Source organism: Tessaracoccus zhenghani (genome assembly GCF_055326325.1).
In genome coordinates, this window is record NZ_JBUZNQ010000001.1 from 68,190 (window position 1) to 93,485 (window position 25,296).

Sequence of the window (25,296 nt, forward strand, 5' to 3'; positions counted from 1 at the left end):
ATCACCTTCCTGAGCTTCCGGGGCTGGAGTGCCACAGTTTGCGCGGGGCATCCGCGGCCCCGGTGCCCGCCGGTTTGATGTCTGAGTAGGGGGACTGCTTGAAACCGCTGGCATGCACCAGCACCCGCCTACGGCCCATTCCTCCGGCCCGGGTGTGGTTCTGGGGATCCGGCGGCGGTTCCTCGCCGTCGGCCGGGAGCGGGGGCTCCGGCGCGACCTGGGGTTTCTCAGCCGGCTTCCACTCCCCCACCAGCGAGTAGCCCTGGGGCACCTCGTCGAGGATGGCCGTCACCGCGGCGATGGCCTCAGCTTCCGTCGCCCCCTGGTCCAGCGCAGCGCGCCAGGCCGCGTCCAGGGTGCCCAGATCCCAGGCGCCGGTGGCGCGGATGGAGAGGCCGCGGGTGCCGGTGCGCCGGATGAGCCCCCGCACCAAGAGGATCCACGACGCGAACACCGTGGCCGCGTACGGGCCCTGGACGTCCTCGAAGAAGGTGGTGTCCACCGGGCCGGTGGAGTCGTCGAGGGTGAGGAAGATCACCCGCCGGCCGGAGCGCACCGGAGGGGTCTGGGTGGCCACCTTCACCCCGGCGACGAGCACCTCGTCGCGGTTGCGGCGCTGCAGCAGCGTGCGGGAACTGGCCGCGCCGATGGCGCGCAGCAACGGAAGGTAGCGCTCCATGATGTGGTGGCTGGCGTCCAGCCCGAGGATCTCGAGTTCGGCCTTGAGCCGCTGCTCGTCGTCCATCTCCGCCAGGCCGGTGGGCACCACGTCAGTGGTGGGTTCGGCCTCCTCGTCGCCGAAGCTGAACGCGCCCTGCAGCGCCCCCACCCGGCTGTCGGCGCGGCGTTCGCGGTGCAGGTCTGCCAGCGCCAACAGGAGGTCACGCCGGGTCACCTGGGTGCGCCGCTGGACGGGGGCGCGCCGTCCGATGCCGTAGAGGCGGTCGAATGCGCCGGCAAGGATGAGCCGCTCCACGACGGGCTCCGAGACGTTCGCGCGGGACCAGAAATCCGTCAGCGACGTGTAGGGCCGGGCGGCCACGATCTGGCGCATCTCCTCCTCCGCGATGCCCTTCACATCAGACAGCGACAGCCTGATCCCCCAGCCCTCCACCCGGGGCAGGCCGTCCGTATCTGGGCCTGGGCGTTCGTAGCCACTGAGCGCCGGTGCTGAGGGATGCTCCATCGCCAGGTTCTCCGGCAGCCGCACCGTCTCATCGGTTCCGGCCACGTCGTCGAGCGGTTCCGCCCGGTAGTCCTGCACGCTGCGGTTGACGTCGAGGCCCAGCACGGCGATGTTCATCCGGCGTGCCTCCTCCAACAGCAACCGCTTGGGGTACATCCCCGGATCATGCGTGAGGATGCCGGCCAGGAAGTGCGCGGGATAATGCCGCTTCAACCACGCCGACTGGTACGTAGGCAGCGCGAAGGCAGCCGCGTGCGCCTTGCAGAACCCGAACGAGGCGAACGCCTCGAGGATGGCCCAGATCTCCTCACACATCGGCTCCGGGTAGCCGTTGGCCAGCGCCTTCGGCACGAACCACTCCTTGACCTTCGCCTGGCCCTCACGATCTCCCAGCGCGCGGCGCACCTCGTCGCCCTGGGCCAGCGAGCAGCCGGTGACGATGGAGATGATCTGGATGATCTGTTCGTGGAAGACCACCACCCCGAAGGTCTGCTCGAGGGCGGGAATGAGGCTGGGGTGGAGGTACTCCGGTTCCGTCCAGCCCTGCCGGGCCTCGAGGAACGGGGTGACCATGTCCGACTTCACGGGGCCGGGCCGGAACAGGGAGATGTCGACGATGATGTCGTGGAACGTCTCCGGCCCGAACTTGCCCACCAGTTCCCGCTGGCCGGGCGACTCGATCTGGAAGCAACCCAGCGTGGCGCGGTGGGCGATCATGTCGTACACCTCGCCGTCATCGAACGGGGCGAGCGCGTCGATATCCGGCGCCGGGCCTGCGGTGCGGCTGATCTCCGTGAGCGCGTGGGCCATGGCCGACTGCATGCGGATGCCGAGCACGTCGAGCTTGAGCAGGCCGAGGTCTTCGACATCGTCCTTGTCGAACTGGCTCATGGGGTAGCCACCGAAGCTGCGCTCCAGCGGGGTGCGCTGGCCGAGCGAGGAGTCGCTGAGGATCACGCCGCAGGGGTGCAGCGCGATGTGTCGGGGCAGCCCGTCGAGCGATTCGACCAGGGAGAACAGCATGTCGAGACACTCCTCCCCCAGCCCCGCGGCCCGGAGTTCCGGGAGGTCACGCAGCGCCGCGCGGGCGTCGCGGGCACGGATGTGCGGGAAGGCCTTCGCCATGGCGTCGATCTCCACCGGCGGGAGGCTGAGCGCCGCGCCGACATCGCGCACGGCGTGGCGCACGCGGTAGGTCTCGATCATCGCCACGCACGCCACTCGCTGCTCGCCGAAGGTGGCCAGGATCTTGTCGTAGACCTCCGTGCGGCGCGCCGATTCGACGTCGAGGTCGATGTCGGGCAGCGCCACGCGCAGCGGCGACAGGAACCGCTCCATGATGAGCCCGTACTTGATGGGGTCCACCCCGGAGACGCCCAACGCGTAGTTGACGAGGCTCCCCGCTCCGGACCCGCGCGCGGCGCAGCGGATACCCAGGTCCCGGATGAGGCCCACCACGTCTGCCACGGTGAGGAAGTACGACTCGAACCCCAGCTTGCCGATGACGGTGAGTTCGTCGTCGAGGCGGTCCAGGGCCTGCCTGTCCAGCGTGCCGTAGCGCTCGGTGAGGCCGGCCTCGCAGCGGGCGCGCAATACGCCGGCCGCCTCCTCCGCGGTGGTGCCGAGGGTCTCGAACTCCGGCAGCCGGATCTCACCCAGACCGATGTCGCCGATGGGGTCCAGCATGCACCGCTCCGCCAGGCCGCGGGTGGCGGCCAACAACGCCGACGCATCAGGGCGCCCGGCCAGCAGCGCGGCCTCCCCCGCGGCCAGCGTCATGGCGTCGGTGCCCTTGAGGTGACCCTCCGCGTTGCGGCGGTCGATGTTGCGCACGTCCAGGGGGACGAGGCGGCGTGCCGCGTCGAGCACATCGACGGTGGCGGCCTGCTCACGCCGGGCCATCCGCACCATGTTGGTCAGCACCACGGGGATGCCCAGGCCGTCCCCCAGCCTGATGAGGCCGGCGGCCTGGTGCGCCGAGGCGACTCCGCGCCCACCGGTCTGGTGGTTGGTGGCGGCGAGGAACAGCCCCTCCCCCAGCTCCGTGCGCCACTTCCGCACCTCGTCGGCGGCCTCGGTGGGCCGGCCGGCGACGAGCAGCTCACCCGGCTGCGAATCCGCGCCCAGGAGCACCACCACGTCGTGGCCGGCGCAGTGCTGCGCGATGATCTCGCGGGTCACCACCGGGTCTGCCCGTTCCCCGGCCTGCTGGGCCGCGGTGATGAGCTGGCACAGCGTGCCCCACCCCGAGCGGGAGGTGGCCAGCACGACGGCGCGCGGGAGCCGCGCGTCGCGCAACTGGCCACCCCGCGCCGCAGTGGGCCTGCGGCGGGCCAGCCAGCCGTCGGGCCGCACCGCGAGATCAACGCCGACGATGGGCGCGATGCCCGCGGACAGGCACGCCTTGGCGAAGCGGACGGCACCGTAGAGGCCACCGCGGTCTGTGATGGCGAGCGCGTCCATGCCGTGGGCGACGGCCTCCGCCACCAGCGCGCTGGGGTGGGAGGCGCCGTACTGGAAGGAGTAGCCGGAGGCCACCCTGAGGTGGGGGAACATCAGTCGAGCACCGCCTGGAGCACCCAGTTCTCCGCGCCGACGGTGCGGGCCAGTTCGTAGACGCCCCGGTGGCGGCCGTTGCCCGCCTCGACGCGCCAGACCTCCAGCTCTCCGAGGAGATCCGACCCCGCCGCCTGGTCGACGCTCTCGCCGCGGGCGGCGCGGGCCTGCTGCCCCGCCCACCACGGCGTGGCGCGGCTCCACCGGGCCTGCACCTCTTTGACCAGCAGCAGCCTGTCGCGCCAGATGAACTGTCTGGGCTCTTCTCTGAACAACACGAAAATGGGGTCGTCGTACCTGCGCATGGGGGCCACCTCCCGGGGAAAGTTCGAATAGAACACATGATGTTTTTCGACCCGGGAACCCCGGCCCGGCGCAGGGGTCGAAGCCGCGCCGGGCCGGGGTGGCCCCTCACCTCACGCTTGATACGGACCAGAGCTTCCCCGAACTAATCGAACAAGCGTGCGGTGATCTTCACTATAGATCGACCGTCCGACAAAAGAAAAGGGCGCCGGTGATTCGTGCGCAACTCCCCCGGTGCCCGGCCGGAGGGGCGCCGCCAGCCCTGGCGCGAGGCCCTACGATCGGTCCTATGCTCATCGTCAGAGGCGCCACGCTGGCCGGCCTGGCTGCCTCCGCGCGGCTGGCCAGGCTCGGGCATGAGGTGACCCTGGAGGCGGCCGGGCACACCGTCGACCCGCTGCCGCAGACCATCGTGTTGCCCGCCACCTGGCGTGACCTGTTCAAGAAATCCGGCGCCCACCTGGTCACCGCGCTCAACGGCGCGGGGCTGGCCCTCACCGAGGCGCCACCGCGCCGCCACCACCTCAGCGACGGCACCACGCTCGGCCTCCCCGCGGAGCGGGGTGCGCAGTACCACGCCTTGTCCGCCACTTTCGGCCCGGAGGAGGCGGCGCGCTGGCGCGACCTGCTCGACGACCTGCTGCCGGTGTGGGAGGCCTTCCGCCGGCACGCCCTGGAGGGCACGGAACCGGTGCGCACGAAGCAACAACGGGCCTCGCTCTGGCTCGACCGCAGCGTCGCCGACGTCGCCGAGCAACTCCGGACGCCGCTGTCAGAGGTGGTGCTCTCCGTGGGCCCGGAGAAGCCGGGCACGGCCGCGCTCCCGCTGCTGCTGGAACGGATGTTCGGCCGCTGGCAGGTCACCGACGACGCCGGGGCCCCGCAGCCCGCCGAGCGCCTCGTCGACCTGCTGCGCCAGCGGGTGGCCGAACGGGGAGTGCGCACCGTCGACTCGCACGACGGGCCGGCCGACATCGACTGTCGGCCCCACGTGCTGAGGCCTCATTGGTGGCAGCGCCGAGCAACTCTCGGCACCCCGATCGACGACGGCCGGCAACTTCGCGCCTCCGGCACCTCACCCGCAGGCGCGGCCCCCTGGGGGCAGTTGGCGAGCGCAGCCCTGGCCGTCTACGCGCTGCATGAGCGCCTCACCGGCGAGGACCCGCGCCCGACCAACAAGGCGTTCACGCCGCCCCGGCTGGGGCGCCGGGGCTAGGGCCGCGTCGGACGGCGCAGCCAGCCCCATAGCAGCAGACCCGCCACCACCACCACGGCCCCGACGACGGCGAGGTCGGGGATCCGGAGACCCACCTCGCGCAGCCAGGACTCGAGGTGGAACTGCTGCGTCGCGTCGAGGATGCCGCCGATGCCCGCGGTCGCGTCCGTGGTGATGAACAGCACCCCGACGCCGATGAACAGCAGACCGGAGACGAGACCCAGCGAAGAGGTGGTGAACGGGCCGATCCTGACCGGGCGGGGCCTGAGCCGCTCCCCCAGCCGCAGCCGGTCCCACAGCAGCGCCAGGATCACCAGCGGCACCACCATCCCCGCGCCGAACAGCGCGAGCAGCAGGCCGCCCCGCACTGCGTTGCCGCCCACCGCCGCGACGGTGAGCACCGCGCCCAGCAGCGGCCCGGTGCAGGCGCCGGCCAAGCCATAGGTCATACCGAGCAGCACCGCCCCGATGGGGCCCTTGGGGTCGCCACGCTGCGCGAGCCCGGGGATCGGCAGCCGGATGCCCAGCGCCATGATGAGGCCGAAGAGGATGAGCACGATGCCACCGACGAGTGCGAGGGTGTCGCGGTGCCTGGTGAGCAGGCCGCCCAGCCCCCCCGCAGCCAGCCCCAGCGGGACGAGCGTCAGCAACAGGCCAAGGTAGAACAGCGCGGTGCGCCCGATGAGCCGGGCGCGCTGTTGCCCGAAGGCATAGGCGAAGAAGGCGGGCAGCACCAACGCCGCGCAGGGGCTGAGGATCGCGGCGACGCCGCCGAGGAACGCCCCCGCATAGCCGATCGTCATCCGAGCTTGGCGGCCTCGGCCTCGATGACGCGCTCGAACTCGGCGATCGGCTGCGCGCCGGTGAAGAACTGGGTGCCGACGACGAAGGCCGGCGTGGCCGACACACCCATGCCCTGCGCCTCCTGCGAATCCGTGAGCACGGCCTGGCGCAGTGCGGGCTGCGCCCAGTCGGCCTCGAACTGGGCCGCGTCGAGGCCCAGATCGGCGACGATGCCCAGCACCAGCTCGTCGGGGATGTCGGGGTGCCCCTCGTTCGGGGTGGCGGCGAAGATGGCGTGCTGGAACTCGAAGTACTTCCCCTGCAGGCCGGCGGCGCGCGCTGCGGTGGCGGCCTTGACCGACTCGTCGCCGAACAGCGCCAGGTCGCGGAACTCGATGCGGAGCGTGCCGTCGTCCACGTACTTCTGGAGGAGGGGCAGCGTCTCCTCGGCGAAGACGGAGCAGAACGGGCAGCGGTAATCGGCCCACTCGGTCAGCACGACGGGGGCGTCGAGCGCACCCATCGCCATGGGGTCGCCCTCCAGGCGGCGGGGGAACTCATCGCGCACCCACTGCTCGTAGCCCGCCTGGTCGGCACCGGCGTCGGTGCCCTCCTCCGGCGGCGGGGCGGCTGCGGGATCCTCCTGGGCGGGAGACTCCGTGGCCGGCAGTTGCGCCACCGGAGCCTCCGTCGTGGGAGTGCCGTCCGCCGGCGCCTCAGCCCCGGGGACCGCCGCGGGAGCCGCACTCTGCTCGAGCGGCCGGCTCTGCGAGAACGCGATCAGCGCGACCACCAGCACCAGGAACAGGCCCAGCACGATCCATTTGTCCTTCGTCATGGTGGTGCGTCCGGCTTGCGGGGTGCTGTTCATTGGCTCACTCAAATCACTCTGGGCACTGTGTTCTCCCCACTCTGCCCCATCCCCCCGAAGGCATCCAATCCAGGGTCGGCTCCCCGGGGGGCCTGCCGCTGTCCGGACGGTTCAGGCGGCGTTCATGCGGGGGTAGTAGGGTTGACTGTCTGTCTTTCACGGAGGAAGGTCTGATTTGACCACCACATCGCGCGCTGACCTGGAACGCGAAATCGCCCTGGAACAGGCTCACGTCGACAGGGTCTACGCCAATCTCACCACCGCGACGGCGAGCGCCAAGAACCTGGCCCAGCAGGGCAGGGAGATCTTCATCTCCGACCGCACCGATTTCCTCCGCGAGGAGGACGGCACGGCGTTGTTCGAGCGCGACGCGTTCGCCTACCAGGCCGCCAAGCGGCTGGCGATCCTCGACGCGGAACACGAAGGCCTCGTCTTCGGACGCATCGACCTCACCACCGACGAGGTCCGCTACATCGGCCGCATCGGCGTGCGCGACGAGGACTACGAACCGCTGGTGATCGACTGGCGCGCGCCCGCGGCCGAACCGTTCTACCGCGCCACGCCGGCCGAACCCATGAAGGTCATCCGCCGGCGCGTGCTGCGCTGCCGCGACGACAAGGTGGTCGGCCTCGAGGACGACCTGCTGGATTCGTCTGCCGAGACCGACCTGCCCATCCTCGGTGAAGGAGCCTTGATGGCGGCCCTCAGCCGGGCCCGGGGCCGCACCATGCGCGACATCGTGGCCACCATCCAGGCCGAACAGGACGAGGCGATCCGCGCGCCGTACCAGGGAGTCACGATCATCGCCGGCGGCCCCGGCACCGGCAAGACCGTGGTCGCACTGCACCGCGCCGCCTACCTCCTCTACACCAACAGGGCGCGGCTCGAGAAGGGCGGCGTGCTCGTCGTCGGCCCCTCCAGCGTCTTCATGAACTACATCGAGCGGGTGCTGCCCAGCCTCGGCGAGGACTCCGTGACGCTGAAGGCCATCGGCTCGGTGGCCTCCGACGTGTTGGGCTTCAGCACGGAACGCGTCGACGAGGCGGCAGCCGCCACCATCAAGGGGTCGCTCGCGATGCAGAAGGTCCTCAAGCACCTCGTGCGCGCCCCGCTACCGGAACACGACGTGGACTCCGTCCGGGTCACGGTCAAGGGTGAAGTACTCGGGCTGGGCGCGAGGGAACTGCACCGGATCCGCGAACAGGTGCTCTCCAGCGTCAAGCTCAACAAGGGCCGCCGCATGGCGACCGACCTGGTCGCGGCCGCACTCATCCGCAAGTTCCCGGGCGATGTGGAGATCGAGCCACAGGAACTGGAGGCACAGGTGCGCGAACACCCCAGCCTCCACGCCTTCATGCCCCGGTGGTGGCCCCTGCTCAGCGCGACCCGGGTGTTGGCCCGACTGGCCGACCCCGCCGTTGTGGCAGAGGTCGCCGCCGGCGAGCTCGACGAGGACCAGCGTGCCCGCCTCGTCTCCTCCTACCGCTGGCTCGAGGCGGCTGACGAGGGCGACGAAATCGTGCGCGGCTGGTCCGTGGCCGACATCGCACTACTGGACGAGCTGATCCACATCCTGGGCGTGCCGCCCGAGGATGTCGACAAGGAACTCGACGTCTTCCTCGAGGGCGGCGCTGTCGCCGAGGTGCTCACGACGGCGGACCTGCTGCGGCACGAGAGGCACGTGGATCCGGATGAGGACCCGCACAACACCTACGCCCACATCCTCGTCGACGAAGGCCAGGACGTGACGCCCATGCAGTGGCGGATGCTGCGCAGACGGGGGCCGCAGTCGTCGTGGACCATCGTCGGCGACCCCGCCCAGAGCTCCTACCCCAACCAGGAGGAGACCACCCGGGCCCTCAACGAGGTCGTGGGGCGGGCGGCCAGCCGCACCTTCACGCTCTCGACTAACTACCGCTCCCCCAGCGAGGTGTTCGAGTTCGCCGCCAAGGTCATCACGAAGGTCTTCCCGGACGCGGACCTGCCCAAGGCGGTGCGCTCCACCGGCGTGGAGCCCAGCGTCGAGGCGACCACCACGGAGGCCCTGCCACGGGCGCTGCGCGAGCACCTCCTGTCGGTCGCGGCGAAGGTCAACGGAACCATCGGCGTGATCGTCCCCCCGTCGCGGTTGCGCGCCGTGCAGCTGGGCGTGTTCCAGGATCCCCGCCTCGCGGCGTTCGAGGACCGCCTCATCGTGGTGACGGCGCTCCAGGCCAAGGGCCTCGAATACGACGGTGTGCTGGTGGTCTCGCCGGACGAGATCATCGCGGAGTCGCCGGGCGGCGCCCGCGTCCTCTACGTGGCGCTGACCAGGGCGACGCAGAAGATGATCACCCTCGACGTCGACACTTCCCAGTGGCGGGCGCTGCTGGACTAGGTGTCCAGCTCAGGAGAGGTGCTTGAGCTCGGCCAGGATCTCGCGCGTGGCCTTGCTGCGGTTCTGCGTGAAGAACTGCAGCCCGGGCGCGCCGGCGTCCAGCAGGGTGCGGCACAGCTCGAGGCACGTGGCCATCCCGATCTCGCGCACCTCCTCCTTGGAGGCGGCCGAGCGGAGTTCGGCGACGAACTTGTCCGGCAGCGCGCGGCCCGACAGACCGGCGAAACGCTCGATCTGCGAGATCACCGTCAGCGGCATGATGCCCGGGATGATGGGGATGCTGCAGCCCAGCGCCCGCACGCGGCGCACCAGGTCGATGTAGCTCTGTGCGTCGAAGAACAGCTGGGTGATGGCGAACTCCGCACCCGCCTCCACCTTGGCCAGCAGGATGCGGTCATCGAGTTCGGGGTCCTCGGTGGTCTCGTGGGGGTTGGCGAAGGCGGCGACGCCCACGCAGAAATCGCCCTGTTCCTTGATGAAGCGCACCAGCTCGGTGGCGTTGGCCAGGCCGTCTGCGTGCCGCACCCATTCGCCGCCGCCCGGCATGTCGCCGCGGATGGCCAGGATGTTGGTGACGCCCACGTCGCGGTAGGCGGCCAACGCCTCGGCGATGTCGGCCTTCGACTGGTCCACGCACGTCAGGTGCCCCACGGTCAGCGGGCCGTTCTCCGTGGCGATGCGGCGGGTGGCGTGGATGGTGCGGTCCCGGCGCGAGCCCGTGGCCCCGTACGTGACGGACACGAAATCAGGCTCCAGTGGCGTCAGGGCCTCGACGGCGCGCCACAGGATGGGCTCCTCCTCCTCGGAGCGGGGAGGATAGAACTCGAAGGAGAAAAGGGGACCCTGTGCGGCGGAGAGCAACTCCCCCACCGTCGTGGGCCGTGAGATCGTCGACGGCATGTACCCACCATAGGGAACGCCACAACGCCTCGACTAAGCTGCCCACGTGAGCACCCCGTTTGATCCGAGCTCCCCGCTGAGCGCGCCGTTGCTGTCCGCCATCGGCGAAACCATCGACAGGTTCCTCGACGGGCAGGAGGAGTTGCTGGACACCATCGGCTCCTCGGATCTGCTCCCCGTCGCCCGTGCCGCCACCGCCGGCGGCAAGCGGCTGCGTCCCGCCTACTGCTACTGGAGCTACGTGGCCGCCGCCGGGCAGCCGACGGAGGCCCGGTCACTCCTCGACGTCGCGAGCTCGCTGGACCTGCTCCACGTGTCGGCGCTGGTGCACGACGACCTCATCGACGCCGCCGACACCCGTCGCGGCCTCCCGTCGGCCCACAAGCAGTTCGAGTCGCTGCACGCGGCGCGCGGCGGCCGGGGGTCGGCCACCGACTTCGGGGTGTCGTCAGCCATCCTGCTGGGCGACCTCCTCCTCATGTGGAGCATCGAGCTCGCGGACGGCTCCGGCGCCCCGGGCATCGATCGCGCCCGGCCGCTCCTCAGCGCCATGCGGGCAGAGGTCACCGCCGGGCAGTTCCTCGACGTGAGCGCGCAGTACCGCGTCACCGGCGCCACGTCGGTGGCCGATGAACTCGACGTCGCCCGCCGCGTGCTCGAATACAAGACGGCCAGCTACTCCATCCGGCGCCCCTCCCAGATCGGCGCGGCGCTCGGTGGCGCCGACGCCCAGCTCCAGGGTGCCTTGGCGGAGTTCGGTTCCGTGATCGGCCGCGCCTTCCAACTGCGCGACGACGTGCTCGGCGTCTACGGCCGACCGGAGGTCACGGGCAAGCCCTACGGAGGCGACATCCACGAGGGCAAGCGCACGGTCCTGGTGCTCACGGCGCTGTCCCACGCCTCACCCGACGAGGCCCGCGAACTGGGCGGGCTGCTGGGCGCCGAGGGCCTCACGGACACGGACGTCGACCGGGCCGCAGAGCTGATCGAAGCCTCGGGTGCCCTGGCCCACGTGGAGGCCGTGATCGAGGAGAACATGCGCCACGCCCTGGCCGTCCTCGACGACACCCAGATGACCGCGGACGGCCGCACCGCTCTGGCGGGGCTCGCCGAGCGGAGCGTCAGACGTGCCCACTGAGCTCTCCGGGCTCACCTCCACACAGGTCGCTGAACGCGTCTCCTCCGGCCAGGTCAACCACCTGCCATCGCGCTCCGGGCGCAGCACGGCAGGCATCGTGCGCGCCAACGTGCTCACCCGGGTCAACGCCATCCTTTTCGTGCTGTTCTGTCTGGTCCTCGTCACGGGCAACCTTCTCCAGGGGGCGTTCGGCCTGCTCATCATCGCCAACTCCGTCGTGGGCATCGTGCAGGAGCTACGCGCCAAGCGCACGCTCGACAACCTGGCCGTGGTGGGCGAGGCCCACCCCATCGTCGTGCGCGACGGCGAACGCACGCGGGTCACCCGGGACGAGGTGGTCCTCGACGACCTCATCGCGGTGGGCCCCGGCGAACAGATCGTCGTCGACGGGTCGGTGGTGGCGGCCGACTACCTGGAGGTCGACGAATCGCTGCTCACCGGCGAGGCCGACCCGGTGGCCAAGCAGCCGGGCGACGGGGTGCTCTCTGGGGCCTACGTCATCTCCGGCACCGGGCTGTACCGCGCGGAGAGGGTGGGGGCCGACGCCTACGCGGCGCAACTGACCGCCCAGGCGGCCAAGTTCACCCTTGTCTCCTCGGAGCTGCGCCAGGGCATCAACCGGATCCTCCGCTGGGTCACCTACCTGTTGGTCCCCGTCGCCGCGCTGTCCATCTTCGTCCAGTTCAACCAGCCGGACACCACCTGGCAGGAGTCGGTGCTGCGGATGGTGGCCGTGCTGGTGCCGATGGTGCCCGAGGGCCTCGTGCTGCTCACCTCGATGGCCTTCGCGCTGGGCGTGATCAGGCTCGGCCGGCGCCAGTGCCTGGTCAACGAACTCCCCGCGATCGAGGGCCTGGCCCGGGTCGACGTCGTGTGCGCCGACAAGACCGGCACGCTCACCCAGCACGCCATGACGCTGGGCGAACTCCTGGACCTCACAGACGACCCGGGCCACACCCGTGTGGTCCTGTCGCAACTGGTGGCGGCCGACGACGCCCCGAACGCCTCCGTGCAGGCCATCGCCGCGGCGATCGCGGCCGCCGACGAACCCTGGCCCGTCGAGGCCCGGGCTCCGTTCACCTCCGCCAGGAAGTGGTCCGGCGTCAGCTTCGCCGGCGAGCGTGGGCACTGGGTGCTGGGCGCGCCGGAGGTACTGGCAGGCCATGACGAACTCGCCCGACGCGCGGAGCAGATCGGTGCCACCGGCCGCCGGGTCCTGCTGCTCGCCCGGGCGAAGCAGCGCGTCGATTCGCCCCAGGCGCCCGGGGAGGCGAGCCCCGTCGCGCTCCTGGTGCTCGACCAGCTCATCCGGCCGGACGCGGCGGAGACTCTCACCTACTTCCAGGAGCAGGGCGTGGCGCTCAAGGTCATCTCGGGCGACAACGCCGCGTCGGTGGCCGCCGTGACGCGCTCGCTGGGCGTGGCCATCGGCGACGTCATCGACGCCCGGACGCTGCCCGGGGCGGGCGAGCAGTTCGACGACGCCGTCGACGCCGTCGATGTGTTCGGCCGTGTGACGCCCGAGCAGAAGCGCCAGATGGTGGGTGCGCTGCAGGGCCGCGGCCACACCGTCGCCATGACGGGCGACGGCGTCAACGACGTGCTGGCGCTCAAGGATGCAGATCTCGGCGTGGCGATGGGCTCCGGCGCGCCGGCCACCCGCGCCGTCGCCCAGATCGTGCTGCTCGACGACAAGTTCGCCACCCTCCCCCACGTCGTCGCCGAGGGGCGCCGGGTGATCGGCAACGTGGAACGCGTGGCCAAGCTGTTCCTCACCAAGACGGTCTACGCCATCGCCCTCGCCCTGGTCCTCGGGCTGATGGGCCTTCCCAACCCGTTCCTGCCGCTCCAGATGACGGTGGTGGGGTGGTTCACGATCGGCATCCCGGCCTTCCTGTTGAGCCTCGCGCCGAACCGAGAGCGGGCGCGGCCCGGGTTCGTCTGGCGGACCCTCTCCGTGGCCATCCCCTGTGGCCTCATCGTGGCCGGCGTGACCATCGCCACCTACGTCACCGCCCGCGGCTTCGGCGTGGTTCCGGATCCGCACCAGGAGCAGGCCTCCACTGCGACCCTCATCGCCCTCATCCTGACGGCCACCTGGGTGCTGGCCGTGGTGGCGCGTCCCTACTACTGGTGGCGGGTGGGCCTTGTGGCGTTCGCGTACGCCTTCTACTTCCTGGTGTTCGCGCTGCCCGCCCCCCGCCGCGCGCTGGGGCTGGACATCACGAACACGGCCGAGATCACCTTCGGCGTCGTGGCCGGGCTGATCGGGATGGCGCTGGTGGAGCTCACCTGGTGGGTCACCAAGATCATCCGCCGGGAACGTGCCGACGTCTGGGCTCAGCCGAAGGCGGCGCTCCCGTAATCGGCGGCGCCGGGATCCGCCGTCCAGGTGGCCTTCAACGCGTCCGCGATGGCCTGCGCCTCCACGAAGGGGTCTGCAGCGGTGAACACGGCCGTCGAGACGACGGCTCGGCGCGCGCCTGCGGCGAGCACTGCGTCGACGTTGCCCGACGAGATGCCGCCGGCCGCGAACCACACCGGGCCGGCGGGCAGCGCCAGTGGCGGATACTGCGCCGCCATCTCCGCGACGGCGGCGCCGGCCCCCTCGCCGTCGACGGCCGGGCCGACGAAGGCGAAGTTCCACGGATCCCCGTCGACCTTGTCCGCGTCCTCCGCACCGTCGATGGAGCGGCCGAGCAGTGCGAACTCATGGGGCCGCTTGATCCCGAAGGGACGCCATCCGGGGCGCTTGAGGAAGACCACGTCAGCGCCGCTGGCCTCAGCGACGTCGAGATTGTCCGCCGCGATGAGCGTCTGCAAACCGAACAGCCGGTTGCGGGCCACGCGGATCCCCTCCGCTGTTTCCTCGACCGAGCGCTCGCCCCTGGTCAGCACCAGCAGGTCGGCCCCGTGGGCGGCGAAGTCTGCGGCCTCCGGGCCGGAACGCTCAGGTGGGACCACCAGGGCGAGACGGGCCAGGCGCAGTCTGGTGTGAAGAGACAAGGGTGCGGTCACAGGGGCAATCTACTTCGTCGGGGAGGCCACCGGAAGGAGTTCGGCGACGTGCCCGCGCGCCGGTGGCGGAGGCTTCGGCGGGGCAGCCTACAATCAGGAGAGCAAACGGGCCCACGGCCTCCTTCCCCGACCGTGCTTGGAGTGGCATGAACAGCACTTTCGACCCGTTGGTCGGCCAAGTGCTCGACGGTCGCTACGAAATCGTGGCGAAAGTCGCCCGCGGTGGCATGGCCACGGTGTATCGCGCGCGAGACCGACGTCTGTCGCGCGTCGTCGCGGTCAAGGTCATGCGCAGCGACCTCGGCGAGGACGACGAGTTCGCCGCCAAGTTCGACCGCGAGGCCAGGTCCGCGGCCGTCCTCTCCCACCCGAGCGTGGTGTCGATCTTCGACCAGGGCTCCTCCCAGGGCAAGCCGTACATCGTCATGGAGTTCATCGAGGGCGAGACGATGCGCCGGATAATCAGCCGCGACTCCCCCATGCCGCCGGACAGGGCGCTCGAGCTGTTCGAGCAGGTCGCGGCCGCGCTGGCCGCCGCCCACGAGGCGGGCGTGGTGCACCGCGACATCAAACCCGAGAACGTCATGATCACCCGCCGCGGCCACGTCAAGGTCGCAGATTTCGGGCTCGCGCGTCAGGTGGGCTCCCCCCAGATGACCGCCACGGGCATCCTCGTCGGCACCGCCAGCTACCTTCCGCCGGAGCTCGTGACGCACTCGCGCCCTGATGGCCGCAGCGACGTGTACTCCGCCGGCGTGGTGCTCTTCGAGCTGCTCACCGGGAAGAAGCCGCACACCGGCGAGAACAACTACCAGATCGCCTACCGCCACGTGAACGTCGACATCGAGCGACCCTCAGAGCGGCTCGCAGAGATCGGGCACAGCGCCGACTGGGAGATCCCGGACTACCTCGACACCCTCGTCCTGGCCGCCACCCGCCGCGACCCTCGTGCCCGCATCTCCGACGGCCGGGAGCTGCTCAGCGCGGTGCGCCGCGCGCGGCGCGAACTCGCGCGCACGGGCGGCCATGACAACCCCACCCTCGCCGCTGCCCTGCTTCCCGAGAGTCCTGCGGAGGACGAGACCGAACACCTGCGCACACGTTCCTCCGAACGGCCGCGCCCCCTGTCTTCGGGCTCGCCCCCCACCGTCGTGCTCCGCCGCGACGAGTGGCGCCCGGCGCAGAAGAAGCCACGCCCGGACCCGGTCCCCGTCGCCGAACCCGTGTCGCCGCGGCCCGTGGCCGCCACCACCCAGCCGCGTAGTCAGCGCACGCCCGTGTTCCCGCACCTGCACATCTCCGACGACCCGGTCCACCGGCGCCGTCGCGTCGTCGCGCTCGTCCTGGTGGTGCTCCTCCTGGCGGGCGCCGCGGGCGTCGGCTCGTGGTGGTGGCTCGACGGGCGCTTCACCACCGTGCCCGCGATGAGCACGCTCAACGAGACCAAGGCCCGGGAGGCCGCGTCGGCCAACGCCCTCAAGGTCAACCGCACCGAGCAGTACTCCGAGACCGTACCGGCGGGGGTCGTGATCGCCACGGACCCCACAGCGGGCGAGCGCCTCTTCCGGGGCTCCGACGTCACGTTGGTGTTGTCGAAGGGGCCGGAGCGCTACCCCATGCCCGCGGTGGTCGGGATCCCACTGGAGGCCGCATCCCAGGCGCTGACCGCCGGGCGGCTCGCCGTCGGCACCGTCACAGAGCAGTTCTCGGAGACGGTCGCCGAGGGCATCGTGCTGACCGCCTCGCAGGAGGCGGGTGCCCAGCTGAAGCCGGACACCCCCGTCGACCTGAGCGTCTCCAAGGGCCGCGAACCCATCCGCATCCCGGACCATGTGGGCGGGAGCGCGGACAAGGCCGTGAAGGAACTGGAGAAGCTCGGCTTCACCGTGGCGATCGAGGAGGAGAACTCCGCGGACGTCGGGGCCGGCCGCGTCATCAGGCAGGACCCGCGCGACGGGAGTGGGCACCGCGGCGACACCGTCACCCTGGTCAAGTCCCTCGGCCCCGTGATGGTGACGGTTCCCGAGGTCTGGATGAAGAGCACCGACGAGGCCACCAAGCTGCTCGAGGACCTCGACCTGGTGGTCAAGGTGGAGCGCAGTTCGAACTTCCCGATCCCGCTGGACATCGCCAACAGCACAGACCCGGCGGCGGGTACCGAGGTCGCCGTGGGGACGAAGGTCACGCTCTACGTCGCCTGATCGCGATCGCTGGCACACTGGTGGCCGGAGGTGGGGGATCGTGCCCGATTTCATGGTGGTCGTGCTCATTGTGCTGGCGGTGGCCGCCGTCGGCTTCGGCATCTGGGGCGTGCTGCGGCACCGCTATGTGCAGTCGCTGCGGGCCAAGGGCTGGGAGTTCATCACGTCTCCCCCGCTGTCCATCACCCACGGCCTGAACGTGCCGCCGTTCGGGCTGGGGTTCGATCGCCGCGTCGACGACCAACTGCTCGGCGTCGCGAAGGACTCAACGCCGTTCACCGCCTTCCGCTACTCGTGCGACGCCTGGCGCAGCGCCGGGTACGTGGTGACCATGCCCCTGCCGAAGTCGCTCCCGGCGGCTGAGGTCCTCCATGTCACCGACGACCGGCTGCCCAGGCTGGGCGAGCCCGTCGAACTAGGCGAACTGCGCGCGGCCGCGCCGTCGCGCCGCTATGCCGAGGAGTTGCTCACGGCGGTGGGCGCCCACCTCCGCGGGCCGTACCGGATCAGCATCGACCACGACAACCTGGTCCTGGTCGACGCGCCCCGCGAGGCGGACCCCCTCGAGGACGCCATCGAGCAGTTGGCAGCCGTGCGCGCCGCGCTGCTCACCACCGCGATCACCCAGTACAGCGGGCCCCCCGCCCCTGCGGGCCTGAGTTTCCACGGCCGCCCGGGCTGGTCCTACCTCCCCCGCGACGACGCCTACCTGGGCGCCGTGAGCAGCACCGGCGGCGGCTTCGACCACCAGGCCCACGACATCATCACCTCGTCCAACGACGGGCTGCCCTTCGTCCGCCTGAAGCACACCTGGAAGACCAGGCACACCCGCAGGGACTCCGAGGGCAGGACCCACACAGAGATCCGCAACCACGACGAGATCCTCTGTGAGTTCCGCACCACATTCCCGTTCGAGGACCTGTCCGTGAACTGGGGCCTGTTCGGGCGGTCGCAGAAGTTCGAGTGGGAGGACTTCAACCGGCGCTTCACCGTGCGCACCGGCAACGCCAGGTTCGGCTCTGACGTCATGCACCAGCGCCAGATGGAGTACCTGATGCTGGCCGATGCGCCGAAGTTCGAGATCTCGGCAGGGGTCATCCGGGTGGGCGACGGCGACGACTGGCTGCCGGCAGACTTGGACCGCACGTCGCGGTTCCTCCACGGGTTCTTCGCGCGGGTGCCCAACTTCGTCTGGCAGGAACTGGGCGCATGGCCGCGCCCGATCGCGGAGCTGGAACCCCGTTAGCCACAGGCTGCAAAACGGAGAGCCGCCATGCTGAGTCCAGCGGGAAGATCTGATCGACATATGACGGCTCGAACTGCATCTCCGCGCTGCGGATCGGCGTCGCTCACCTGACGTGCCCAGTTCACGCTCGGCCAGTATAGAGCCCCTCTCTGTTCACTACGGTTCGTAGTACTCTCGGCATCGCGCCACCCCCATTAGCGCTCGTCTAGCACCGCGCGCTTCAGTCGATGGAGACACCTATGATTTCGCACAAATGGAGCTTAAGCATTCTCCTCGCGATCGGGATAAGCCTCTCTTCGGGAGTGGCTGTGGCGGACGATCCTACGCACGGCGCATCGGTTGGCCCCGGTGTTTCCGATCCTCGGATCGACGAGATACTGTCTGTGAATCCCGGCGTTAGTTCGAAGGAACTCGCCGAGTCCATTGCAGATCACGCGATCAACCGAGGAATCAGCGAGGAAGATGTAGTCGCGATGCTGTATGAAGATTCGAGCGAGGCTAGAGCAGCGCACATTCCGAAAGCAACAGAACTGTCCACGAACAGCACAGGTGAAGGCACCGCTGTCAAGCTAGGTTGCGCAGCCGCTGGATACTTCACGTACTCTTACTCTAAGACCCTCACCGTGGCCCATGGGCACAACACTCTCTTCACAGGCCAGTGTGAGGCAGTGCACATGCCGGGCAGAGACATCCCGAGCATCCGGCGCATCACTAGTACCTACACCGGGCTTCGAACGCATGCAAGTTATCCTGCTCATCTTCGTCGAGTCGACGGTGCGTCCATCAACATGAACGACCGCGCAGGGCAGTTCGGCATCAATCGGTTGAGCGCTAACGTCCAGTACGAGTCCGATTTCTCATTCAACAAACATCCTCTTTGGCCTTTCGCTTCCCTCGACGACCAGGTGTGGAAGTCGACATACAACTGCTCGAGTCTGGTTTGGGCAGCTTGGATGTATGCATCGACCTACAACGTCGACCTGGATCGCAATGGCGGGCCTGGTGTATATCCGGAGGACCTCTGGAAGTCGCCGCTGACCGTCCTGAGTCGCTACCTTGAGCGAGCCTAAGTGCGACGGAGGTCATTCCTAGCGGGAGGCTTGGCGCTCTGCGCCGCGTCTGCCAGCGGTTGCAGCGCAGATCCGTGGATTGAAAGCCCTGCAGAGTCGGAGGGCGAGTTCGATCCCACTGCCAGCGGTTACGCGCTGGGGTTCTCCAACTACGGCGCTGGTGATGAACCTTCGACCCGTAAAGGAGTGGTGCTTCGTCTCAGCGACGACGGCCGCAGTCGTGATGTGACGGAGTTCACCCCGATCGATAATGCCCGCTTGATCGGCTGCAACGGTGCCGTCGCATGGCTCTCGAACGACCGGGCCCACTATTGGGATCAACAACACCGCACATGGGAACTCCCTGTACGCGGCGGAGCAATCGACACTCTTTCGCCGGCGGGAGACCATGTGCTCGCGGTCATCAACTACGGCACTCAAGACCTGAGTAGATACGACTCCGCGCTCCTGTTGTTCAATGGGACCGATCATCATTATTGGGACCATCATGGATTCCTCGGAGCGGGGAGCGGTTGGAACGGGGGACGCACGTTCGCCTTCTCCGCATCAGGATTGTCTCCCGAAGTCCACCTCACCGACCTGACATCCGACGCAGTCTCGAGCTTTGGACCCGCTGCAGAGGTGTCTTCGGTGTGGGGCGAGCGGATGGCTACTTTGGATCGGTTCAGTTACGCCTTCGTGGCGAGGTCACCTGATGCCCAGTCAACAATAGACATTTGGCGGATAGATCCGGAGGCACGCTCAGTCACCCCCCTCCCTCTCACTGGCCCCGGCGCCAGCGTAGCCCAGTGGCAGTCCGAGGGCGGACCGACCACGCTCACAGCGCTCGGCGGGTCCCTCTACTGGTTAGCTACTGGAAGTCTGTGGACAGCGGATCCCCAGACCGGGGTTTCTCGCGAAGTTGTGAGCTTGTCAAGGGAAAGCAGCTGGTTCCTGGGGCCATCGGGAGTGGTAGGAGTTCGACCTGCTGGTCTGGGCTGGTCGTTGGAACATCGCTCGGTCACTGATGGAGAAGTCGTTCACCAGCTGGAAGACATCATGATTCCTGATGTGCCAGGTCTGCACCCTTTTGGTGCTGTCTATACGGGAGGGACTCTCCCCACGGGCCGGGGGTAATTGTCCCTTTTAGCGGAGTGAAACCCCTTGTGGTGAGGAGCCGCCTTGCCCGGCGGGCGAGCACACCGGGCGCGACTCGAAGGCAAGGCACCCACCGCCATCGTCACGAGATCCTCGCCGAATCGAGCACCGCGTGACTGTTCGCCATCCCGCCGCGAACGAGAGCCCTTGGTTCATGGCCGCGCTCGACGGCAGAAATCGAGCCGCGTCAGCGCAGTGCCCAGGCGACACGTTGGCCCGCTTCGGCACACTGCTCCCCAGTGACATCGAGGTGCGTCACGGCGCGCAGCGCCCGCGGGCCCAGGACGCTGACCAACACACCCTTGTCCTTCAGCCGTGCGGCGACTCCCGGCGCATCCGGGGTGGAGATCAGCACGATGTTGGTCACCACCGACTCGACGGTGACGACGCCCGGCCGGGCCGCGTCGATGGTCTCGGCCAGGACGCGCGCCGCGGTGTGGTCCTCCACGACGCGGGCGAGGTTGTGGTCCAGCGCGTAGAGCCCGGCGGCGGCGAGCACGCCGGCCTGGCGCCAGCCGGCACCCAACCGCTTGCGCTGCACGCGGGCGCGGGCCATCTGCTCCGCGCTGCCGACGAGCACGCTGCCCACCGGAGCGCCGAGCCCCTTGGACAGGCAGCTGCTGACGGTGTCGAACAGCGAGCCGTACTCGGCGAACGAGCGACCGGTCACAGCAGCGGCGTTGGCGAGCCGGGCGCCGTCGAGATGCGTGGCGATGCCGAGCGCACGGGCGCCCTCGGAGACCTTGCCCAGTTCGTCGAAGTCCTGCACGGTCCCGCCACCGAAGTTGTGGCTGTCCTCCACCTCGATGCAGGCCGTCTCCACCAGGTACGGGCCGCAGTCGACCGCCACCATCGCCAGGGCGTCGTCGGCCACGAGCCGCCCGCGATCCGAGCCCCAGGTGCGCATGGTCACTCCGCCGACGGCGCCGTGGGCGCCCATCTCCGCCCGGGCGATGTGCGCCTGCGCGTCGCAGAGCACTTCGGTGCCGGGCGGGGTGTGCAGCCAGATGCCGAGCTGGTTGGCCAGGGACCCGGTCGCGCAGAAGAGCGCGTCCTCCTTGCCGAATATCCCGGCCACTCGGCGCTCCAGCTCCGCGACGGTGGGGTCCTCGCCGTAGACGTCGTCCCCGACGGGGGCCTCCACCATGGCGGCCAGCATCCCGGCCGAGGGCCGGGTCACCGTGTCGCTGCGGAGATCGATCACAGGTCCTTGGCCTGGAACCACTGGACCGGGTTTTCGCGGTTAAGGCGGCCCGAGCGGAGGCGGCGGGCCACGAGGAAGGCCAGTTCGAGCGACTGGTTGCGGTTCAGGCGGGGGTCGCAGACCGTCTCATAGCGGTTGGCGAGATCGTTCTCGTCGAGGTTGTAGACGCCGCCCACGCATTCTGTGACGTCGTCGCCCGTCATCTCCACGTGCAGGCCGCCGGGCCAGGTGCCGAGTTGCTCGTGGACGTCGAAGAAGCCGTTGACCTCATCGGCGACATCCGCGAACGAGCGGGTCTTGTAGCCGTTCTTCGCCTCGAAGGTGTTGCCGTGCATGGGGTCACAGACCCAGGCGACCTTGCGGCCGCTGGCCTCGACAGCCTCGATGACGGCGGGCAGCACGTCGCGGACCTTCTTGGCGCCCATCCGGGTGATGAACGTCAGGCGCCCCGGGACGTGGTGGGGATCAAGCTTGTCTGCCAGCGCGAGCGCATCGGCGACGCTGGTGGAGGGGCCGAGCTTGACCCCGAGCGGGTTCTGCACGCGGCTGAACAGCTCCACGTGGGCGCCATCGAGCTGGCGGGTGCGCTCCCCGATCCAGAGCATGTGGCCGGAGCAACCGTACAGCTCCTGCGAGCGGGAGTCGACGCGGGTGAGGGCGCGCTCGTACTCGAGCAGCAGCGCCTCGTGGCTGGCGTAGAAGTCGACGGTGCTGAGCGAGTCGTCCTTCACGCCGCAGGCGACCATGAAGGCCAGCGCGCGGTCGATCTCGGAGGCGAGCTCCTCGTACTCCGCCTCGACCTGCGAGTCGCGGACGAATTCGGCGTTCCAGCTGTGCACTCCACGCAGGTCGGCGAAGCCGCCCTTGACGAAGGCGCGCACGAGGTTCAGCGTGGCCGCGGAAGCGTTGTAGACGCGGAGGAGGCGCTGGGGATCGTGCTCCCGCGACTCCTGCGTGAAGTCGAAGCCGTTGATGGCGTCGCCGCGGTAGGAGGGCAACGACAGGTCGCCCCGGGTCTCCACACCGTTCGAGCGCGGCTTGGCGTACTGACCCGCGATGCGGCCGACCTTGACCACCGGGACCTGCGCGGCGTAGGTCATGACCACTGCCATCGAGAGCTGCACGAGCAGCTTGCTCTTGATGGCCTGGGCGGTGACCCCGGAGAACGTCTCCGCGCAGTCGCCGCCCTGCAGGAGGAACGCCCGGCCGTCGGCGACATCGGCCATCTTGAGACGCAGGTCGTCACACTCCCCAGCGAAAACCAGCGGGGGCAGCTTCTCCAGCGCGTCGATGGTCCGATCGAGGGCCGCGGGATCCGGGTACGACGGCTGCTGGACGTAGGGCAGCGCGCGTAGTTCTTCCCGGGAAATGATGCTCGACATGCGCGTTAGGTTACCCCACCCCGCACAGCGCCCTCACCGGTCGACGAGCCGGTGGACGGCCTCACTCGTTGGGATCGTGCAGGCCCTTGTCGATCGCGTAGAGCGTCAGTTCCACCCGGTTGTGGAGTTGCAGCTTGCGCAGCACGTTCTGCACATGGTTCTGCACGGTGCGGTGGGACACGAACAGTTCGTCGGCGATCTCCTTGTAGGCCATGCCCTTCGCGACGCGGCGGAGCACTTCGATCTCCCGGCTGGTCAGCACCGGGCCCTCTTCGTTGTGGGAGCGGGCCACGTTCACCATCCGGCGGAACTCGCCCAGCACCAGCCCGGCCAGACCCGGCGTGAACACGGCATCGCCGACAGCCGTGCGGCGCACGCCGTCGATGAGTTCCTCCTTGGACGCCGACTTCACCAGGTAGCCCTTCGCACCGGCCTTCATGGCGCGGAGCACGTCGTCGCGTTCACCGGAGGCCGACATCACGAGGACGTGCATGTCCGGGAACTCCTGCAGCAGGATCTCGATGCAGGTGGCGCCGTCCGGCTCGGGGATCTGCAGGTCCATCACCATGACCTCCGGACGGGCCGCGCGCGCCCTGTCCAGGCACTCCCGGCCGTTCTTGGCCACGGCCACGATCTCGAAACCCACCTCGGTGAGGTCCTCGCTCAGCGCGTCGATCCACATGGGGTGGTCGTCGACCAGCATGACCCGCTTCCGCTCCAACTTCGCAACCACTCAACTCTCCATCGCGTCGACGTCGATCGGGAACCTGAGTTCCCATTCTGCCCCAGCACCGGGCGAGGATTTGAGGATCGCCGAGCCGCCCAGCGCCGCCATGCGGCCCACGATCGAGTCGCGGATGCCCATCCGGCCGTTGGCTGCGGCGGCCTCCACCTGCTGGGCGCTCATGCCGACGCCATTGTCGCGGACCCAGAGGATCACCTCATCGCACATCTCCTGGTCCAGCAGGATCCAGACCCGGGCGTCCGGGCCTGCGTGTTCCTCCACGTTCTTGAGGATCTCCGCCAGGGCGGCCTCAATCTCGTCGGCCAGAGGCCTGGGGATCTCCACCAGGCTGGCCATGGTGGCGACGGTGACCTTGGACGATTCGTACTTGTCGAGGACGGCCGCGAGGTCGACGGTGGTGGTGGGCTCGACGTTGAGCACGTCGCGGTCTTGCAGGTGCGAGCGCAGCTGCATCTCGGACTCACGCGCCAATGCCGCGAGCCGGATGCCGCGGGGGCCCAGCGAGGGACCCTCCCGCTCGACGAGGGCCAGCACCTGCAGGGCGCCGTCGTGCACGAGCCTGGAGAGTCGCTCCCGTTCGCCGAGCGCGGCGGAGCGGACGCGCTCCTGCTCCTGCTCGACGATCGTGGCCCGGAACTGGGAGATCAACACGCCCAGGCAGGCGGTGAGCAGGATCATGACGAAGCTGCTGCCGAGGCGCTCCAGGCTGAAGTGCGACGGCACCATCAGCGTCGAACCGGCGATGATGACGGAGAACACCACGCCGTACCGGACGCTGTTGAACAGCGCTGCGTAGGCCGCGGCGCCGCCCGCCCAGTAGCCGGCCAGCGTCAGCGGCGCACCGCCCGGCGGCAGGACCAGTGCCGTGACCAGCACGATCGTGACCGTGACGCCCAGGTCCGCCAGGTGGGCGGCGGGGGTGCGCTTCGAGGGCTTGCGCATCCGCAGCGAGATGAAGATGTGCCAGAACACCAACGCCAGGGTGGCTGCGATCACTCCCAGCCGGTTGTCGGCGCGGGGCAGGACGAGCAGGAAGTTCACCAGCACCACGTGGACGCCCAACAGCCCGCGGGCCACCTCCACGACGGTGTAGACCCGGCTGAGCACGTCGTGCCGGTCGCGGTACCAGAGGGTGAACGGGCGCAGGCCCCGGACGGCCTGCGCCTCGTTCCACTGGCTGTCAGGCATCAGGAGCCGCGCTCTGCTCCGCAGGGGGCCCCTCCCCGCCGGGGCGGGGCCGCACGAACTCGTCGGAGCCGATGTCCCTGAGGTCGCCGTGCTTGACGCGCGTGGCATAGACGTCGGCGTACTCCTGACCGGTGAGTTGCTGGATCGCGGCCAGGGTCTCGTCCGTCACCCAGCGCAGCAGCGCCGTGCTGGGCTTCGCGGTGGCGTGGGCGGAGAAGTCGAGGGGCTTGCCGATGATCACGACGGGGCGGCGCACCCACGGCAGACCGAACGGGCCCTTGAAGGACTTGGTGCCGGTGACGCCCACCGGGATCACGGGCACATTGTTGCTGAGCGCCATGCGGGCCATGCCCGTCTTGCCCTTGTACAGCCGGCCGTCGGGCGAGCGGGTGCCCTCGGGGTAGATGCCCACCACGCTGCCCTCCGCGAGCACGGAGGTGATGCTGCCGAGCGCCTGCGCGCTGGCGCGGCCGCCGCTGCGGTCCATGGGCACCATACCCACGTTCTTCAGGAACCAGGCCACGATCTTGCTGCCCACCCCGCCCTCGCCGGAGAACAGTTCGGCCTTGGCGGGGAAGATGATCCGGCGCGGCATGCTGGCAGGCAGCACCAGGGAGTCGAAGGCGGCGATGTGGTTGCTGGCCAGGATCGCGCCGCCCTGCCTGGGGAAGTTCTCCTTCCCGATCACCTTCGTGCCATAGCCGTACTTCACCATGGGCGTGAAGATGACGTACTTGAAGAACTGGTACCACATGGGCGGCAGTCTAATCTCTGT

18 protein-coding genes are annotated in these 25,296 nt (G+C 69.3%); 7 read left to right on the top strand and 11 right to left on the bottom strand.

The annotated features are described in order from the left end of the window. Position 1: 1 nt before the first annotated feature. Complete coding sequence (locus ACZK4S_RS00315; protein ID WP_463643025.1) at positions 2-3,742, bottom strand: DNA polymerase III subunit alpha; 3,741 nt, start codon at positions 3,740-3,742, stop codon at positions 2-4. Continuing rightward, on the bottom strand, positions 3,742-4,047 hold the full coding sequence (locus ACZK4S_RS00320) for a DUF6504 family protein (RefSeq protein ID WP_463643026.1): 306 nt from the start codon (positions 4,045-4,047) through the stop codon (positions 3,742-3,744). Before ACZK4S_RS00320 ends, ACZK4S_RS00315 begins: the two co-directional genes overlap by 1 nt. Before the next feature lie 287 nt (positions 4,048-4,334). Between ACZK4S_RS00320 and ACZK4S_RS00325 the strand changes: the two genes are divergently transcribed. Continuing rightward, entirely contained in the window at positions 4,335-5,261 is a 927-nt protein-coding gene (locus tag ACZK4S_RS00325) for a phytoene desaturase family protein (RefSeq protein WP_463643027.1), read from the top strand. Here ACZK4S_RS00325 and ACZK4S_RS00330 read toward each other — a convergent pair. After that, positions 5,258-6,064 (bottom strand): cytochrome c biogenesis CcdA family protein, encoded by an 807-nt coding sequence (locus ACZK4S_RS00330; RefSeq protein WP_463643028.1) that lies wholly within the window; start codon positions 6,062-6,064, stop codon positions 5,258-5,260. The two genes, ACZK4S_RS00325 and ACZK4S_RS00330, sit on opposite strands and share 4 nt — an antisense overlap. Further along, complete coding sequence (locus ACZK4S_RS00335) at positions 6,061-6,915, bottom strand: DsbA family protein (protein WP_463643029.1); 855 nt, start codon at positions 6,913-6,915, stop codon at positions 6,061-6,063. Before ACZK4S_RS00335 ends, ACZK4S_RS00330 begins: the two co-directional genes overlap by 4 nt. 175 nt (positions 6,916-7,090) lie before the next feature. On the opposite strand from ACZK4S_RS00335, the gene ACZK4S_RS00340 reads away from it, so the two are divergent. Next, positions 7,091-9,292: a HelD family protein gene (locus ACZK4S_RS00340; protein ID WP_463643030.1), complete on the top strand. Its 2,202-nt coding sequence runs from the start codon at positions 7,091-7,093 to the stop codon at positions 9,290-9,292. 9 nt (positions 9,293-9,301) lie between these two features. Here ACZK4S_RS00340 and ACZK4S_RS00345 read toward each other — a convergent pair whose 3' ends face one another. Next, positions 9,302-10,192, bottom strand: coding sequence for a methylenetetrahydrofolate reductase (locus ACZK4S_RS00345; protein ID WP_076058259.1), 891 nt, complete (start codon positions 10,190-10,192; stop codon positions 9,302-9,304). Positions 10,193-10,238: 46 nt separating this feature from the next. On the opposite strand from ACZK4S_RS00345, the gene ACZK4S_RS00350 reads away from it, so the two are divergent. Both ACZK4S_RS00350 and ACZK4S_RS00355 read left to right on the top strand, forming a co-directional pair. Beyond that, a complete protein-coding gene (locus ACZK4S_RS00350) occupies positions 10,239-11,330 on the top strand; it encodes a polyprenyl synthetase family protein (RefSeq protein WP_076058257.1) in 1,092 nt (363 codons plus the stop codon). Further along, positions 11,320-13,695: an HAD-IC family P-type ATPase gene (locus tag ACZK4S_RS00355; protein ID WP_463643031.1), complete on the top strand. Its 2,376-nt coding sequence runs from the start codon at positions 11,320-11,322 to the stop codon at positions 13,693-13,695. Before ACZK4S_RS00350 ends, ACZK4S_RS00355 begins: the two co-directional genes overlap by 11 nt. On the opposite strand, the gene ACZK4S_RS00360 is transcribed toward ACZK4S_RS00355, so the two are convergent. After that, positions 13,671-14,348: a thiamine phosphate synthase gene (locus ACZK4S_RS00360; protein ID WP_463643032.1), complete on the bottom strand. Its 678-nt coding sequence runs from the start codon at positions 14,346-14,348 to the stop codon at positions 13,671-13,673. The genes ACZK4S_RS00355 and ACZK4S_RS00360 overlap by 25 nt on opposite strands. A gap of 146 nt (positions 14,349-14,494) precedes the next feature. On the opposite strand from ACZK4S_RS00360, the gene pknB reads away from it, so the two are divergent. The 3 genes from pknB (at position 14,495) to ACZK4S_RS00375 (ending at position 18,865) form a co-directional block, all read left to right on the top strand. Continuing rightward, entirely contained in the window at positions 14,495-16,549 is a 2,055-nt protein-coding gene (pknB, locus tag ACZK4S_RS00365) for a Stk1 family PASTA domain-containing Ser/Thr kinase (protein WP_463643033.1), read from the top strand. 40 nt (positions 16,550-16,589) lie between these two features. Next, positions 16,590-17,795: a hypothetical protein gene (locus ACZK4S_RS00370; protein WP_463643034.1), complete on the top strand. Its 1,206-nt coding sequence runs from the start codon at positions 16,590-16,592 to the stop codon at positions 17,793-17,795. 239 nt (positions 17,796-18,034) lie between these two features. After that, positions 18,035-18,865: a hypothetical protein gene (locus tag ACZK4S_RS00375; RefSeq protein ID WP_463643035.1), complete on the top strand. Its 831-nt coding sequence runs from the start codon at positions 18,035-18,037 to the stop codon at positions 18,863-18,865. Positions 18,866-20,189: 1,324 nt separating this feature from the next. Here ACZK4S_RS00375 and ACZK4S_RS00380 read toward each other — a convergent pair. The 5 genes from ACZK4S_RS00380 to ACZK4S_RS00400 all read right to left on the bottom strand — a co-directional run bounded on the left by ACZK4S_RS00380 (position 20,190) and on the right by ACZK4S_RS00400 (position 25,275). Next, positions 20,190-21,206 (bottom strand): threonine aldolase family protein, encoded by a 1,017-nt coding sequence (locus tag ACZK4S_RS00380; protein WP_463643036.1) that lies wholly within the window; start codon positions 21,204-21,206, stop codon positions 20,190-20,192. After that, positions 21,203-22,588 (bottom strand): class II 3-deoxy-7-phosphoheptulonate synthase, encoded by a 1,386-nt coding sequence (locus ACZK4S_RS00385; RefSeq protein WP_076058244.1) that lies wholly within the window; start codon positions 22,586-22,588, stop codon positions 21,203-21,205. Before ACZK4S_RS00385 ends, ACZK4S_RS00380 begins: the two co-directional genes overlap by 4 nt. A gap of 61 nt (positions 22,589-22,649) precedes the next feature. After that, positions 22,650-23,291, bottom strand: coding sequence for a response regulator (locus ACZK4S_RS00390; RefSeq protein WP_076059384.1), 642 nt, complete (start codon positions 23,289-23,291; stop codon positions 22,650-22,652). Positions 23,292-23,321: 30 nt separating this feature from the next. Continuing rightward, entirely contained in the window at positions 23,322-24,521 is a 1,200-nt protein-coding gene (locus tag ACZK4S_RS00395; protein ID WP_076058242.1) for a sensor histidine kinase, read from the bottom strand. After that, the gene (locus tag ACZK4S_RS00400; protein WP_463643410.1) at positions 24,514-25,275 is read right to left on the bottom strand and encodes a lysophospholipid acyltransferase family protein; all 762 of its coding nucleotides are present in this window, start codon (positions 25,273-25,275) and stop codon (positions 24,514-24,516) included. Before ACZK4S_RS00400 ends, ACZK4S_RS00395 begins: the two co-directional genes overlap by 8 nt. Between the last annotated feature and the right edge of the window lie 21 nt (positions 25,276-25,296).